This window comes from Azovibrio sp., assembly GCF_049658005.1.
Lineage (GTDB): Bacteria > Pseudomonadota > Gammaproteobacteria > Burkholderiales > Rhodocyclaceae > Azovibrio.
The window spans coordinates 25,442-37,721 of the sequence record NZ_JBASOH010000062.1 but is presented as its reverse complement, the minus strand read 5'-3'; the positions used below and the strand labels follow the sequence as shown (position 1 = coordinate 37,721).

The 12,280-nt window shown below is 63.5% G+C and carries 11 protein-coding genes; 5 read left to right on the top strand and 6 right to left on the bottom strand.

Annotation, left to right across the window (positions count from 1 at the left end):
* The first annotated feature begins 37 nt into the window (after window positions 1-37).
* Window positions 38-256 (top strand): RNA-binding S4 domain-containing protein, encoded by a 219-nt coding sequence (locus WBH99_RS06590; protein ID WP_424219310.1) that lies wholly within the window; start codon window positions 38-40, stop codon window positions 254-256.
* Window positions 257-570: 314 nt separating this feature from the next.
* On the opposite strand, the gene WBH99_RS06585 is transcribed toward WBH99_RS06590, so the two are convergent.
* Window positions 571-1,782 (bottom strand): alkaline phosphatase family protein, encoded by a 1,212-nt coding sequence (locus tag WBH99_RS06585; RefSeq protein WP_424219309.1) that lies wholly within the window; start codon window positions 1,780-1,782, stop codon window positions 571-573.
* A gap of 187 nt (window positions 1,783-1,969) precedes the next feature.
* Here WBH99_RS06585 and acnB point away from each other — a divergent pair, with 187 nt between their 5' ends.
* Window positions 1,970-4,579 carry a bifunctional aconitate hydratase 2/2-methylisocitrate dehydratase gene (gene acnB / locus WBH99_RS06580; RefSeq protein ID WP_424219308.1) on the top strand — a complete coding sequence of 870 codons (2,610 nt, stop codon included), beginning with the start codon at window positions 1,970-1,972 and terminating at the stop codon, window positions 4,577-4,579.
* 160 nt (window positions 4,580-4,739) lie between these two features.
* Window positions 4,740-5,099, top strand: coding sequence for a hypothetical protein (locus tag WBH99_RS06575; RefSeq protein ID WP_424219307.1), 360 nt, complete (start codon window positions 4,740-4,742; stop codon window positions 5,097-5,099).
* A 69-nt stretch (window positions 5,100-5,168) separates the two neighbouring features.
* Here WBH99_RS06575 and WBH99_RS06570 read toward each other — a convergent pair whose 3' ends face one another.
* Window positions 5,169-5,510: a zinc ribbon domain-containing protein YjdM gene (locus WBH99_RS06570; RefSeq protein ID WP_424219306.1), complete on the bottom strand. Its 342-nt coding sequence runs from the start codon at window positions 5,508-5,510 to the stop codon at window positions 5,169-5,171.
* A 113-nt stretch (window positions 5,511-5,623) separates the two neighbouring features.
* Complete coding sequence (locus WBH99_RS06565) at window positions 5,624-6,256, bottom strand: DUF1415 domain-containing protein (RefSeq protein ID WP_424219305.1); 633 nt, start codon at window positions 6,254-6,256, stop codon at window positions 5,624-5,626.
* Between the two features lie 138 nt (window positions 6,257-6,394).
* On the opposite strand from WBH99_RS06565, the gene WBH99_RS06560 reads away from it, so the two are divergent.
* Window positions 6,395-7,261, top strand: coding sequence for a DNA ligase (locus tag WBH99_RS06560; RefSeq protein WP_424219304.1), 867 nt, complete (start codon window positions 6,395-6,397; stop codon window positions 7,259-7,261).
* A 170-nt stretch (window positions 7,262-7,431) separates the two neighbouring features.
* Here the strand turns inward: WBH99_RS06560 and WBH99_RS06555 are convergent, their stop codons facing one another.
* The 3 genes from WBH99_RS06555 to WBH99_RS06545 all read right to left on the bottom strand — a co-directional run bounded on the left by WBH99_RS06555 (window position 7,432) and on the right by WBH99_RS06545 (window position 11,253).
* Window positions 7,432-8,424: an HpcH/HpaI aldolase/citrate lyase family protein gene (locus WBH99_RS06555; RefSeq protein ID WP_424219303.1), complete on the bottom strand. Its 993-nt coding sequence runs from the start codon at window positions 8,422-8,424 to the stop codon at window positions 7,432-7,434.
* Window positions 8,425-8,446: 22 nt separating this feature from the next.
* On the bottom strand, window positions 8,447-10,102 hold the full coding sequence (locus WBH99_RS06550; protein WP_424219302.1) for an NAD(P)/FAD-dependent oxidoreductase: 1,656 nt from the start codon (window positions 10,100-10,102) through the stop codon (window positions 8,447-8,449).
* 158 nt (window positions 10,103-10,260) lie between these two features.
* Entirely contained in the window at window positions 10,261-11,253 is a 993-nt protein-coding gene (locus tag WBH99_RS06545) for a malate dehydrogenase (protein ID WP_424219301.1), read from the bottom strand.
* 198 nt (window positions 11,254-11,451) lie between these two features.
* Here WBH99_RS06545 and WBH99_RS06540 point away from each other — a divergent pair, with 198 nt between their 5' ends.
* The gene (locus WBH99_RS06540) at window positions 11,452-12,228 is read left to right on the top strand and encodes a GntR family transcriptional regulator (RefSeq protein ID WP_424219300.1); all 777 of its coding nucleotides are present in this window, start codon (window positions 11,452-11,454) and stop codon (window positions 12,226-12,228) included.
* The last annotated feature ends 52 nt before the right edge of the window (window positions 12,229-12,280 follow it).

Sequence of the window (12,280 nt, the reverse complement as noted above, 5' to 3'; positions counted from 1 at the left end):
GGGAAAATGCAGCGCTTCAGACAGGAGAAAACCGATCATGAGCAGCGAATTTTGCGTCCAGGGTGAATACATTCAGCTGGACCAGTTGTTGAAGGCGGCGGGGCTGGTGGGCTCGGGTGGGGAGGCCCATGCGGCCGTGGAGGCCGGGATGGTGCAGGTGGATGGCCAGGTGGAGAGCCGCAAGCGGGCCAAGTTGCGGCCCGGCCAGCAGGTGGATTTCAATGGGGAAAGCCTGGTCCTGGTGGCAGAAGGATAGGGCTTGTTGATAAACCGGTTTTCTCCCCGTTGGCCGGGGGTAAGCATGTGGACAAGTCTGGGAGAGTTCATTTAACTCCATGATATGCAAGGGTTTTATGGATTTGCCTGAAAAAACGGCAACAAGCGGCGATCTGGCCCTGCCTGGCAGGGTTTTGCCGGCCGGTCCATGGATAAGTGCGACTTATCCCCGTTGGGCGGGGGGAAGTCTGTGGATAAGCCTGGGATAGTTGGGGCAAGTGCCGGAGCCGCAAGCAAAAAGTCCCCTTGCTCAAAAACCGGGCGGTTCAGGTCAAGAGATTCAGGTCAAGAGATTCAGGTAAAAAGACATAGGGGGACCTGACGCTCGGCGGGGCTGACCCCTCCGTGCATGCCGATCTGCCGGTGTTCCCGTTCTCCGGGCAGGCTGTCTTTCAGGGTCCAGTCTTCTTTCAGGATCAAGGTCAGGTCGCCGATGCGGGAAAGCAGGCGAGGGTGCAGGGGCCCCTGGCCGAACCAGCCGGCGGCCAGCAGTTCCTGGCTGGGGCAGACCCAGAGGGCGTGACCCAGGCGTTCCCTGGCCCGTTGGGCGAATTCCTCCACCTGGCCGGGCTGGATGTGGGCGTAGGCGGCCCGGCGTTCGCCGGAGAGGGGCTGGCGCAGCAGCCGGTGCAGGTCCGGGTGCTGATCGAGGCGGATCAGCCGTTCCGGCGGGGCGGTGATGAAGCCGTGGTCGGCGGTCAGAAGCAGGGCGGCCTGCTCGAGGCCGGGGGCGAGGAATTTTCCCAGGCCTTGCTGGAAGGCCTTCAGGGCGGCCACGGCTTCGGGGCTGTCAGGGCCGAAGTGGTGAGCCAGGCTGTCGAAATCGGGCCAGTAGGCGTAGATGAAGTGGGGTCGGGCCGGATCGCGGGCCTCCAGGGCCTGACGCAAGCCGGCGAACAGTTCATCCAGGCGCTGGTAGCCTAGCCGGATGGCGGCCTGGCTGAGTTGCTCATTGAAGGGTGAGTGCAGGATGTCGTTGGGCGCGATGTGGGTGACCTTGGCCGCGAGCCGGGTTGACAGGTCCAGCGGCAGGGGCAGGTCCGGCGCGGCGAGAATCTGCCGGGCCCAGGCGATCCGGGTTTCCGGCGGGGGCGTCGGGCCACCCCGGCGGGAGAGGGGCAGGATGGCCAGCAATTCTCCCGGGGCGTCTCCCACTTCTTCGGCCCAGACATGCCAGCCGCTGAGACCGTGGCTGATGGGGGGCAGGCCGGTGAGCAGGGTGCCCACCGCGCTGGCGGTGGTGCTGGGGAAAACCGAGGCGAGGCGGTGCAGCTGCTGCCGGGCCAGCAGCCCCCGGGGCAGGTGGCGGCGCAGCTGGGCTTCCCCCAGGCCGTCGGCGACCAGCAGGATCAAGGTTTGGCGGCCTGCGAGTCGTTCTGCCAGGCCGGGAATGGCGGGGGCGGGCAGTTCCGGGCCGCCGAGGGCCTCGACGAGGCTGCGCATCAGGTTGGGCAGGCCCATCCGGGCGTCGGGCGGTGAGGCCAGGGGAGGGGAGGCGTAAGGCATGGGGAAAGTGTGCCCCTTGCGTTCGGGCTTGCCAAGAAAATCTGGCGGAGGCAGCGCTATAAAAGATAAAATATATAAGACTTGCGCCAGAACCCGAAGGGTCTGGCGTTGTCGTAAAATGACATGTTTTCCTGACGCCGGGTTTGCCCCCGATTTCTTCCCGCCAACTTCACGAAAGGAAGTCCCTGTGCTTGAAGCTTACCGTGCCCACGTTGCCGAGCGTGCCGCTCTTGGCATCCCTGCTTTGCCTTTGTCCAAGCAGCAGACCACCGAACTGGTGGCGCTGCTGAAGAATCCCCCCAAGGGTGAAGAAGCCTTCCTCGTTGAATTGCTGACTTATCGCGTGCCGGCCGGTGTGGACGACGCCGCCAAGGTCAAGGCCGAGTTTCTGGCCAAGGTTGCCAAGGGCGAAGAAAGCTGCGCCCTGATTTCCAAGGTCAAGGCTACCGAACTGCTGGGCACCATGCTGGGCGGCTACAACGTCAAGCCCCTGATCGAGCTGCTCGCCGACGCCGGCTGCGGGGCTGTCGCTGCCGAAGGCCTGAAGAAGACCTTGCTGGTGTTCGACTTCTTCCACGACGTGGCCGAACTGGTCAAGAGCGCGGATGTGACGGCTGCGGCCAATGCCAAGGCGGTGATGCAGTCCTGGGCCGACGCCGAATGGTTCACCTCGCGTCCCGAAGTGCCTACCGTCCAGAAGCTGACGGTCTTCAAGGTGAGCGGCGAGACCAATACCGACGACCTGTCTCCCGCGCCCGATGCCTGGTCCCGTCCCGACATCCCGCTGCATGCGCTGGCCATGCTGAAGAACCCCCGTCCCGGCATCGAACCCGACGAGCCGGGCGTGCGCGGCCCCGTCAAGCAGCTCGAAGCCCTGGCCCAGAAAGGCAATCAGATCGCTTATGTGGGCGACGTGGTCGGTACCGGTTCTTCCCGCAAGTCCGCCACCAACTCGGTGCTGTGGTTCACGGGCCAGGACATTCCGTTTGTACCCAACAAGCGCTTTGGCGGCGTCTGTCTGGGTTCCAAGATCGCCCCGATCTTCTTCAATACCATGGAAGATGCCGGTGCCTTGCCCATCGAAATCGATGTCAGCCAGATGGAAATGGGTGACGAGATCGAGCTCAAGATCGACCACGCCACCGGCAAGGTCACCGCCCTCAAGAAGGGCGAGGTGATCGCCGAGTCGCAGCTGAAGACCCTGGTCATCCTCGACGAAGTCCGTGCCGGCGGCCGCATTCCCCTGATCATCGGTCGCGGCCTGACCACCAAGGCGCGCGAATTCCTCGGCCTGCCGCAATCGACCCTGTTCCGTCTGCCGCAAAACCCGGTCGACGATGGCAAGGGCTACTCGCTGGCCCAGAAGATGGTCGGCAAGGCCTGCGGCCTGCCCGAGGGCAAGGGCGTCCTGCCCGGTACCTACTGCGAACCCAGGATGACCACCGTCGGTTCCCAGGACACCACCGGGCCGATGACCCGCGACGAACTCAAGGATCTGGCCTGCCTCGGCTTTTCCGCCGATCTCGTCATGCAGTCCTTCTGCCATACCGCGGCCTATCCGAAGCCGGTGGATGTGAAGATGCACCGCGAACTGCCGTCTTTCATCTCGACTCGCGGCGGGGTTTCCCTGCGCCCGGGCGATGGCGTCATCCACTCCTGGCTGAACCGCCTGTTGCTGCCGGATACCGTGGGTACCGGTGGTGACTCGCACACGCGCTTTCCCATCGGCATCAGCTTCCCCGCCGGTTCCGGTCTGGTTGCCTTTGCCGCTGCCACCGGCGTCATGCCGCTCGACATGCCGGAATCGGTGCTGGTCCGCTTCAAGGGCAAGATGCAAGAAGGCATCACCCTGCGCGATCTGGTCAACGCCATTCCGCTGTATGCCATCAAGGCCGGGCTCTTGACGGTCGAGAAGAAGGGCAAGAAGAACATCTTCTCGGGCCGCATCCTCGAAATCGAAGGGCTGCCCGACCTGAAGGTGGAGCAAGCCTTCGAGCTGACCGACGCTTCCGCCGAGCGTTCTGCTGCTGCCTGTACGGTGGCGCTGAACAAGGAGCCGATCGTCGAGTACATGCGTTCGAACATCACGCTGATGAAGTGGATGATTGCCGAAGGCTACCAGGATGCCCGCACCCTGAAGCGCCGCATCAAGGCCATGGAAGAGTGGATCGCCAACGGCACGCTGCTCAAGGCGGATGCCGGCGCCCGGTACGCGGCGGTCATCGAAATCGATCTGGCCGAGATCACCGAGCCCATCGTGGCCTGCCCGAACGACCCGGACGACGTCAAGGTCCTGTCCGAAGTCGCCGGTGCCAGGATCGACGAAGTCTTCATCGGTTCGTGCATGACCAACATCGGCCACTTCCGTGCCGCCGGCAAGGTCCTCGAAGGCAAGTCCGACATCCCGACCCGTCTGTGGATCGCGCCGCCGACCAAGATGGATGCGCTGATCCTGACCGAAGAGGGCTATTACGCCATCCTCGGCAAGACCGGCGCGCGCATGGAAATGCCGGGCTGCTCGCTGTGCATGGGTAACCAGGCCCAGATCCGCAAGGGTTCCACGGCGATCTCCACCTCGACCCGCAACTTCCCGAATCGCCTCGGCATCGACACCCAGGTTTATCTCGGCTCTGCCGAATTGGCCGCCATGTGCGCCCTGGTCGGCCGCATCGTGACCGTCGAGGAATACATGGAGCAGATCAAGCGGGTGAACGCCAGGGCCGGTGAAGTCTATCGCTACATGAACTTCGACCAGATTCCGGAGTTTGTGGAAAAGGCGGAAACGGTCGAGATGTAAGCTGCGAAAATCAGCCGGTGTTACCGGTCGAGTGCAAAAATCCCCTGTCGGGAAACCGGCAGGGGATTTTTTCCATGGGGGATTCCCGGTGCGCTGCTTGACTGGCAGGCCATGTAATCAACATACTGCCGCACTTTTCTTTTCCGGGGGTCCGATTCTCATGGCGGTTTCCAAAGCACGTATCGACTGGGCCTTGCTGTTGCTGCGGTTGGCGGTGGGGGGCATGGCTTTTCTGGAGGGGTTCGCGGTACTGCGGCACCTGGCTTTTCCAGGTAATTTGAATCAGGCCATGGTCTGGGGGCTGAATTTGACCGAGACATTGTGCGGCGTGCTGATGGTGCTGGGGCTGTGGATGCCGGTGGCCAGTTTCATCCTGGCCCTCATCATCGGCGGGCCGTTGATCCTGAGCTGGCTGAACGGGGCGCCGGTACTGGGCGAGCTGCACGGCCTTTTCCTGTTGCTGGTGGCTTTTGCCGCTGCCCTGGGCGGGGCGGGGAAGTGGGCGCTGGGCCGGAACTGAGGCTGAGGCTGAGATTGAGACTGAGGCCGGAACGAGCTTCGGCTCCGCCCGCGCGCGGGAGCCGGAGGATCAGACCTTTTTCAGGTAACAGGCCTTGAGCATGAACTGGCCGGCATCCATTTTGCAGTCGACTTCATGATCGCCGCCCACGAGGCGGATGCTCTTGACCTTGGTGCCTACCTTGAGGGTGATGGAGGAGCCTTTCACCTTCAGGTCCTTGATCAGCACCACCGAATCTCCATTCGTCAGCACATTGCCGTTGGCGTCCTTTACCACTGCGCCGTCGTCCTCGTCGGTTGTGGCGTTTTCGGCCTGGGGCCACTCGAAACCACAGTCAGCACAAACGTAGTTGTCGCCATCCGGGTAGGTGTTTTCCAGGGTGCATTGGGGACAGGCAGGATAGGCGGGCATGATCGGCGCTCTCGTTTCAAGGGTTCGGAAAAGGCGAGAGGATAACCGATCCGGCTATCCTGCGTCGCGGCCGATGCCTCTTGTCTTGATGATCGGCCCGCTCATGGGCCCGCTCATTGGCCAGATTCGGGGCTGTCTTTGGGGCTGTCTTCGGGGCTGTCTTTGGGGCTGTCTTCGGGCCTCCCCTCGGCGCTGGGGATGCCGAGGGCCTGCCAGCCTTCCCGGCCCATTTTTTCCAGGGTCTCGATGTTGCGCTCGTAGATGGCTTCCGGGTCCGGGTAGGTGGCCAGGGCCTTTTCCAGGCTGGCTTCGCGGATCAGGTGCAAGGTGGGGTAGGGCGCGCGGTTGGTGTAGTTGCCGATGTCGTCGGGCTGGGTGCCCTCGAACTGGAAGCGGGGGTGGAAACTCGCCACCTGCAGCACGCCTTCGAGGTCGTGTTCTCGCACCGCCTCTTCGGCCATGCCCACCATGTCGTAAAAGGGTTCGAAATCCGGGAACAGGGTGGGGTGGATGAGCAAGGTGGTGTCGACGGCGTCCGGGTCGGCGGCGGCGAGAAATTCCAGTTCCTCGTCCAGTTGTTCGAGAAAGGCATCCAGATGCCGGGCATGGCTGACCCGCAGGCGCACCTGATGTTTGACATAGACGGACTTGGCAAACGGACAGAGGTTGAGACCGATGACGGCCTTTTCCAGCCACTGGCGGGTGGCGTCGATGATCCTGGCATCCTGGGAGGTCGTGTCGTTCATGGGGTGTTCGAGGAGAGCAGGGAGGGTGGTATGGCGCTGGATTCTATCCCATCTCGCTGCTTTTTTTTGGTAAATGCCGCAGCCTTCAGGCTTCATGACGTTAATATATCCGCTGGAGTGATTGAACAGGGGGAGCCCATGCAAAAGTGGTTGTGCTGGGTGGTATTGAGTGTGTGGATGGGGCTGGCGCTGGCGCAAGCGGAGGGGCCGGCGTTGTTGCTGGCGCAGGTGTATGAAGGTGAAGGTGAAGGTGAAGGCAAAGGTAAAGGCAAGCTGGATTTGCCGGGCTACTGGGTCAGTGAAAAATATGATGGAGTCAGGGCTTATTGGGATGGCCGGCAACTGCGGTTTCGCAGTGGGCGGGTGGTCGCGGCGCCGGCCTGGCTGACCGCGGCCTTGCCGAATCAGCCTCTGGATGGGGAGTTATGGCTGGGGCGCGGTCAATTTCAAAAGCTGCTGGGGATTGTGCGCAAGGAGCAGCCCGTGGATGCCGAGTGGCGCCAGGTGCGTTACATGCTGTTCGAGCTGCCGGGCGGGGCCGGCAGTTTCACCATGCGGCTGGAGGCCTTGCGTGGCATCGCGCACCGGATTGGACAGCCCTGGCTGCAGGTGGCCCCCCAGTTCCGGGTCGCCGATGCGGTGGCCTTGAAAAAACGTTTGCGTGAAGTCCTGGCCGGCGGCGGAGAGGGGTTGATGCTGCATCGGGCGGATGCGCCTTATGTGACGGGGCGCAGCGAGGTGCTGTTGAAGGTGACGCCGGAACGGGATGCGGAAGCCACCGTGATCGGACATCTGCCGGGCAAGGGGAGGTTCGCCGGCATGTTGGGGGCTCTACAGGTCAAAACTCCCGAGGGCCGGGTGTTCAGGATAGGCAGCGGCTTCAGTCATGCCGAGCGGCGCCAGCCGCCTCCATTGGGAAGCGTGATCACCTATCGTTACCGGGAACTCAGCCGGGACGGAGTGCCACGCTTTGCCCGCTACTTGCGGCGCTATCAGCCGCTGTAGCCCCGGAAGCCGGCGGCCAGGCCGCGGTCAGGAGCGGGCGGTGGCGATTGAACTGCGGCTCGAAGAAGCGGTCATGGATGCCCTTGCCGTGGGTGGCAGCGCCGATGATGGGGTGGGCGATGTGCGGCAGAGGGCGGCGGGGCTGATGCCGGCGCCCGCCGCAGGTTCAGTCAAGGGCATCCGGCGAAGAAGCGCTGGCGTAGATCAGGAGGCAGGCTCATGCCGGTGGCGGCGGCCCGCTTGAGAGATTCCCAGTAATAGCGGTAGGAAGCCCGGTCGTGTAGCTTGCCGGCGTGCTGGATCGGGCCCCAGTCCGCCTCCTGGGCGGCGCAGAGGATTTCCCCGGCGGTCTCGATTTCGGAGAAGTCCGGGCGCATGGCGGCGAGAATGGGTTCGATCTGCCGGGGGTGGATGCTCCACATGCGCAGGAAACCGAATTCCAGCCGGGCCCGGCTGGCGTCGCTGCGGATGATGTCCGGGTCATTGAGTTCGGTGGTGACATTGTGGCTGGGCACCACGCCAGAACCCAGGGCGGCCGCGGCGATCTCGCACTTGGCGCGGACGATCAGGGGATGCTCGAACTGGCCGGGACTCTTCATGGCGCTGCCGGGGATGGCGCCGTGGTGGCCGGAGACGAAATCCATGAGGCCGAAATCGAGGCTTTCCACCCCCTCCAGAGCGGCGATTTGCCAGACTTCCCGCAGGGCGCCGTGGGTCTCGATCAGCACATGTACGGGAATGCTGTGTTTGAGGCCGTGGAGGGTCTCGGTCTGGCGTAGCACATGAATCTGGCGGCGCACATCCTCGGCGGAGCGGGGCTTGGGCAGGGTGATGAAGGGTAGCCGGCTACCGGCGCCGCCCACCAGGATTTCCAGATCCTGTTCCCAGTGGGGGTGGGTGATGTCATGGATGCGGGCGCCGACCCGGTGAAAGCGGTTGGCTTCGCTCATGATCAGACGGGCGCACATTTCGGCATGTTCGGCCTCGGCCCCGGCGCGGGCCCCATCCTCGCAGTCGCAGGTGATGTCGAACACCGGCCCGAGTTCCTGCTGCAGGGCCAGGGCCTTGCTGATCAGCTTTTCCGAGCCGGCGTAGTGATCCACCACGGGCAGGCTGGGAAAGGGTTTTTCGCCGGCAAACAGTACGTCGTCGGGATGGCGCATGGAGAGTCTCCGGTAATGGTTGTTAACGAGTTCGGGGCTGGGTCATGCCAGTGGTCATGCCTGTGGTCATGTTCAGGGCCACGGCTTCGGCCACCTCGATGCCGTCGATCGCGGCGGAAAGAATGCCGCCGGCGTAACCGGCACCCTCGCCGGCCGGATACAGGCCGCGGGTGTTGATGCTCTGCAGATCGTCCGGCTTGCGCTCGATGCGCACCGGCGAGGAGGTGCGGGTTTCCACTCCGGTCAGGATCGCATCGGCCATGTCGAAGCCGCGAATCTTGCGGCCGAAGGCGGGCAAAGCCTGGCGCAGGGTGTCGACCACGAACTCCGGCAGGCAGAGGGAGAGGTCGGTGAGGTGCACCCCGGGCTGGTAGGAGGGTAAGACGCTGCCAAAGGCGGTGGAAGGCCGGCCGGCCAGGAAATCGCCGAGCAACTGGGCGGGCGCCGCATAGCTGCCGCCACCGGCTGCAAAGGCTTTTGCTTCCCAGTAACGCTGGAATTCGATGCCGGCCAGGGGGTGGCCGGGGAAATCCCGTTCGGGCGACACATCCACCACCAGGGCGCTGTTGGCGTTGCGCTCGGCGCGGGAATACTGGCTCATGCCGTTGGTGACCACCCGGCCCGGCTCGGAGGTGGCGGCCACCACCTGGCCGCCGGGGCACATGCAAAAACTATAGGCGGTGCGGCCGTTATCGGCGTGATGCACGAGTTTGTAGTCGGCGGCGCCCAACAGGGGATGGCCGGCGAAGCGGCCGAAGCGGGCCTTGTCGATCAGGGTTTGCGGGTGCTCGATGCGCACGCCGATGGAAAAGGGCTTGGCCTTCATGAAGACGCCCTGATCGAACAGCATCTGGAAGGTATCCCGGGCGCTGTGACCTACGGCCAGGATCACCTGTTCGCCATGGAGGGTCTCGCCGTTGTCAAGCTGCACGCCTTTCACCTGGCGTTGGCCGCTGGCATCGGTCTCCACCAGGATTTTCTCCACCTTGCTCTGAAAGCGGAATTCCGCGCCCAGGGCCTGCATGGTGGCGCGCATGTTCTCGACCATTTTCACGAGGCGGAAGGTGCCGATGTGGGGCTTGCTGACGTAGAGGATTTCTTCCGGGGCGCCGGCGGTAACGAACTCGGTCAGCACCTTGCGGGCGAGATGGCGTGGGTCCTTGATCTGGCTGTAGAGCTTGCCGTCCGAGAAGGTGCCGGCGCCGCCCTCGCCGAACTGGACGTTGGAATTGGGGTCGAGCCGGCCCTGACGCCACAGGCCCCAGGTGTCCTTGGTGCGCTCCCGCACCGCCTTGCCGCGCTCGAGGAGGATCGGCCGAAAGCCCATCTGAGCCAGCAGCAGGCCGGCAAAGAGGCCACAGGGGCCGGTGCCGATGACGATGGGGCGGCGGGTTTCCGTAACCGCAGCCTGGGCCACGAAGTGGTAGGTGGTATCGGGCGCCAGGCTGACCTGGGGATTGCCGGCAAAGCGCTCGAGCACTGCCGCCTCGTTGGCGACCTGCACATCCAGGCTGTAAATCAGGAAAATGCTGGAAGATTTGCGGGCGTCGCAGGCGCGGCGAAAGACGGTAAAGCCCAGCAGTTCCTCGGCCGGGATACCCAGTTTGGCGAGGATGGCCGCCTGGAGCCCGCTTTCGGGATGGTCGAGGGGGAGCTTGACTTCGGTGAGGCGCAGCATGGGGGAAATCCGTGATCTTTCGGGGGCGCCTATTTTACGCCAGGCGCGAGGGGAAACCGGCCGTATGAAAAAAGCCGCAGCAAGCTGCGGCTTTCGAGAGGGTACCGAGCCGGTATCGGATCAGTATCGGATCAGTATCGGATCAGTACCGGGCCAGATTACAGCATGGCAGCAACGGCGGCGCGCTCGTCTTCCAGTTCCTTCAAGGTGATGGCGATCTTGCCCCTGGAATACTCGTCGATCTCCAAGCCCTTGATCAGGGAGTAGGAGCCGTTCTTGCACTCGCAGGGCAGGCCGAACACCAGGCCTTCGGGGATGCCGTAGCCATTGTCGGCCGGCGCGGGGATGCCCATGGTGACCCACTCGGTGGAACCGAGGTGCCAGTCGCGGATGTGGTCGATGGCGGCATTGGCGGCGGAAGCAGCAGAAGACAGGCCGCGGGCCTCGATGATGGCGGCGCCGCGCTTGCCCACGGTGGGCAGGAACACGTCGTTGTTCCAGACGGGATCGTTGATCAGATCCTTGACGCTTTCGCCGTTGGAGGTGCAAAAACGGTAGTCGGCATACATGCTGGGAGAGTGGTTGCCCCAGACCACCAGCTGCTTCAGGGAGGAAACAGGACGGCCGATCTTCTGGGCCAACTGGGTCAGGGCACGATTATGGTCCAGGCGCAGCATGCCGTGGTAGTTGGCAGGGTTGGTGCGGCCCACCTTGAGGGCGGCGGAACGGGCGATGTAGGCATTGGTGTTGCAGGGGTTGCCCACCACCAGAACCTTCACGTCTTCCTTGGCATTCTCGGCGATGGCCTTGCCCTGCACGGTGAAGATGGCGCCGTTGGCGGTCAGCAGATCGGCCCGTTCCATGCCGGGGCCACGGGGACGGGCACCCACCAGCAGGCAGATGTCGGCATCCTTGAAGGCCACATTGGGGTCGTCCGTCGCAACCATGCCGGCGAGCAGGGGAAAGGCGCAGTCGTCCAGTTCCATCATCACGCCCTGCACGGCCTTCTGGGCCTGGGGCAGGTCGAGGAGTTGCAGGATCACCGGCTGGTCTTTACCCAGCATTTCGCCGGAAGCGATACGGAACAGCAGGCTGTAGCCGATTTGGCCGGCGGCACCGGTCACGGCAACGCGCATGGGGGCTTTGGACATGTAACACTCCTGTAGAGACAAGGTTTTGTTCGAATGATCCCGGGGATCGTGGGTGCGCTCGAACCTCAGGCTAAAGCCCATGGGCGCAAGCCGGCCATGGTAGAAGTTCGCCCGGGGAGTGTCAATGCACGATCAGCTGTCTTATATAAGATAGCAATGATTGGACGGCGCCCGGGAATTGTGATGAAATCGTCGCCCATGTCCCGCTCCACCCTCAAGAAGACTCCCTTGCGCCCATCTTCGCGGCAGGCGTTGGTTGCGCCGGCCTTCAGCCCCTTGTATCGCCAGATCAAGGAATTGATGGTGCGCGCCCTGGGGGCAGGGGAGTGGGCGCCTGGCGCGGCCATCCCCAGTGAATCGGAACTGGCGGTGCGCTTTGGCGTCAGCCAGGGCACGGTGCGCAAGGCCATCGACGAAATGGCGGCAGAGAATCTGCTGGTGCGGCGCCAGGGCAAGGGGACTTTCGTTGCTTCTCACAATGATCCGCGTTCCTTTTATCGCTTTTTGCGGCTTACGCCCGATGATGGCAAAGTGCGCCAGGCCCGTAGCGAACCCCTCGGTTGCCGGGCCGATGAGGCCGATGAAGCGGTGGCGCGGGTGTTGCAGATTCAGGCGGGTGATGCCGTGGTCGTGCTGGAGCGCCTGTTGCGTTTCAGTGGCGATCCGGTGGTGCTCGATGAAATCATCCTGCCGGCCGACATCTTCGGCACCCTCACGCTGGACATGCTCAAGCATTCCGATCGTTCCCTGTACAGCGTTTTCGAGTCCCAGTTCGGCGTCCGCATGATCCGTGCCGAGGAGCGCTTGCGTGCCGTGGCGGCGGATGCCCGGGCTTCGAGTCTGCTGGAGGTGCCCGAAGGCACCCCTTTGCTGCTGGTGGAGCGGGTGACCTACACCTATGGCGACCGGCCGGTGGAATGGCGCCGCGGCCGTTATGCCACGGCGCAATATCACTATTTCAATGAGCTCGGTTAGGGGGGAATCACGGGTAAATCACAAGATGGGCGCCGCTTTCCGGATTCTTTGA

What these genes read in the sequence shown, in the direction of transcription:
- WBH99_RS06590 (WP_424219310.1), top strand. Translation starts at nt 38, where the DNA reads ATGAGCAGCGAATTTTGCGTCCAGGGTGAATACATTCAGCTGGACCAG.
- WBH99_RS06585 (WP_424219309.1), bottom strand. Translation starts at nt 1,782, where the DNA reads ATGCCTTACGCCTCCCCTCCCCTGGCCTCACCGCCCGACGCCCGGATG.
- WBH99_RS06575 (WP_424219307.1), top strand. Translation starts at nt 4,740, where the DNA reads ATGGCGGTTTCCAAAGCACGTATCGACTGGGCCTTGCTGTTGCTGCGG.
- WBH99_RS06570 (WP_424219306.1), bottom strand. Translation starts at nt 5,510, where the DNA reads ATGCCCGCCTATCCTGCCTGTCCCCAATGCACCCTGGAAAACACCTAC.
- WBH99_RS06565 (WP_424219305.1), bottom strand. Translation starts at nt 6,256, where the DNA reads ATGAACGACACGACCTCCCAGGATGCCAGGATCATCGACGCCACCCGC.
- WBH99_RS06560 (WP_424219304.1), top strand. Translation starts at nt 6,395, where the DNA reads ATGCAAAAGTGGTTGTGCTGGGTGGTATTGAGTGTGTGGATGGGGCTG.
- WBH99_RS06555 (WP_424219303.1), bottom strand. Translation starts at nt 8,424, where the DNA reads ATGCGCCATCCCGACGACGTACTGTTTGCCGGCGAAAAACCCTTTCCC.
- WBH99_RS06550 (WP_424219302.1), bottom strand. Translation starts at nt 10,102, where the DNA reads ATGCTGCGCCTCACCGAAGTCAAGCTCCCCCTCGACCATCCCGAAAGC.
- WBH99_RS06545 (WP_424219301.1), bottom strand. Translation starts at nt 11,253, where the DNA reads ATGTCCAAAGCCCCCATGCGCGTTGCCGTGACCGGTGCCGCCGGCCAA.
- WBH99_RS06540 (WP_424219300.1), top strand. Translation starts at nt 11,452, where the DNA reads ATGTCCCGCTCCACCCTCAAGAAGACTCCCTTGCGCCCATCTTCGCGG.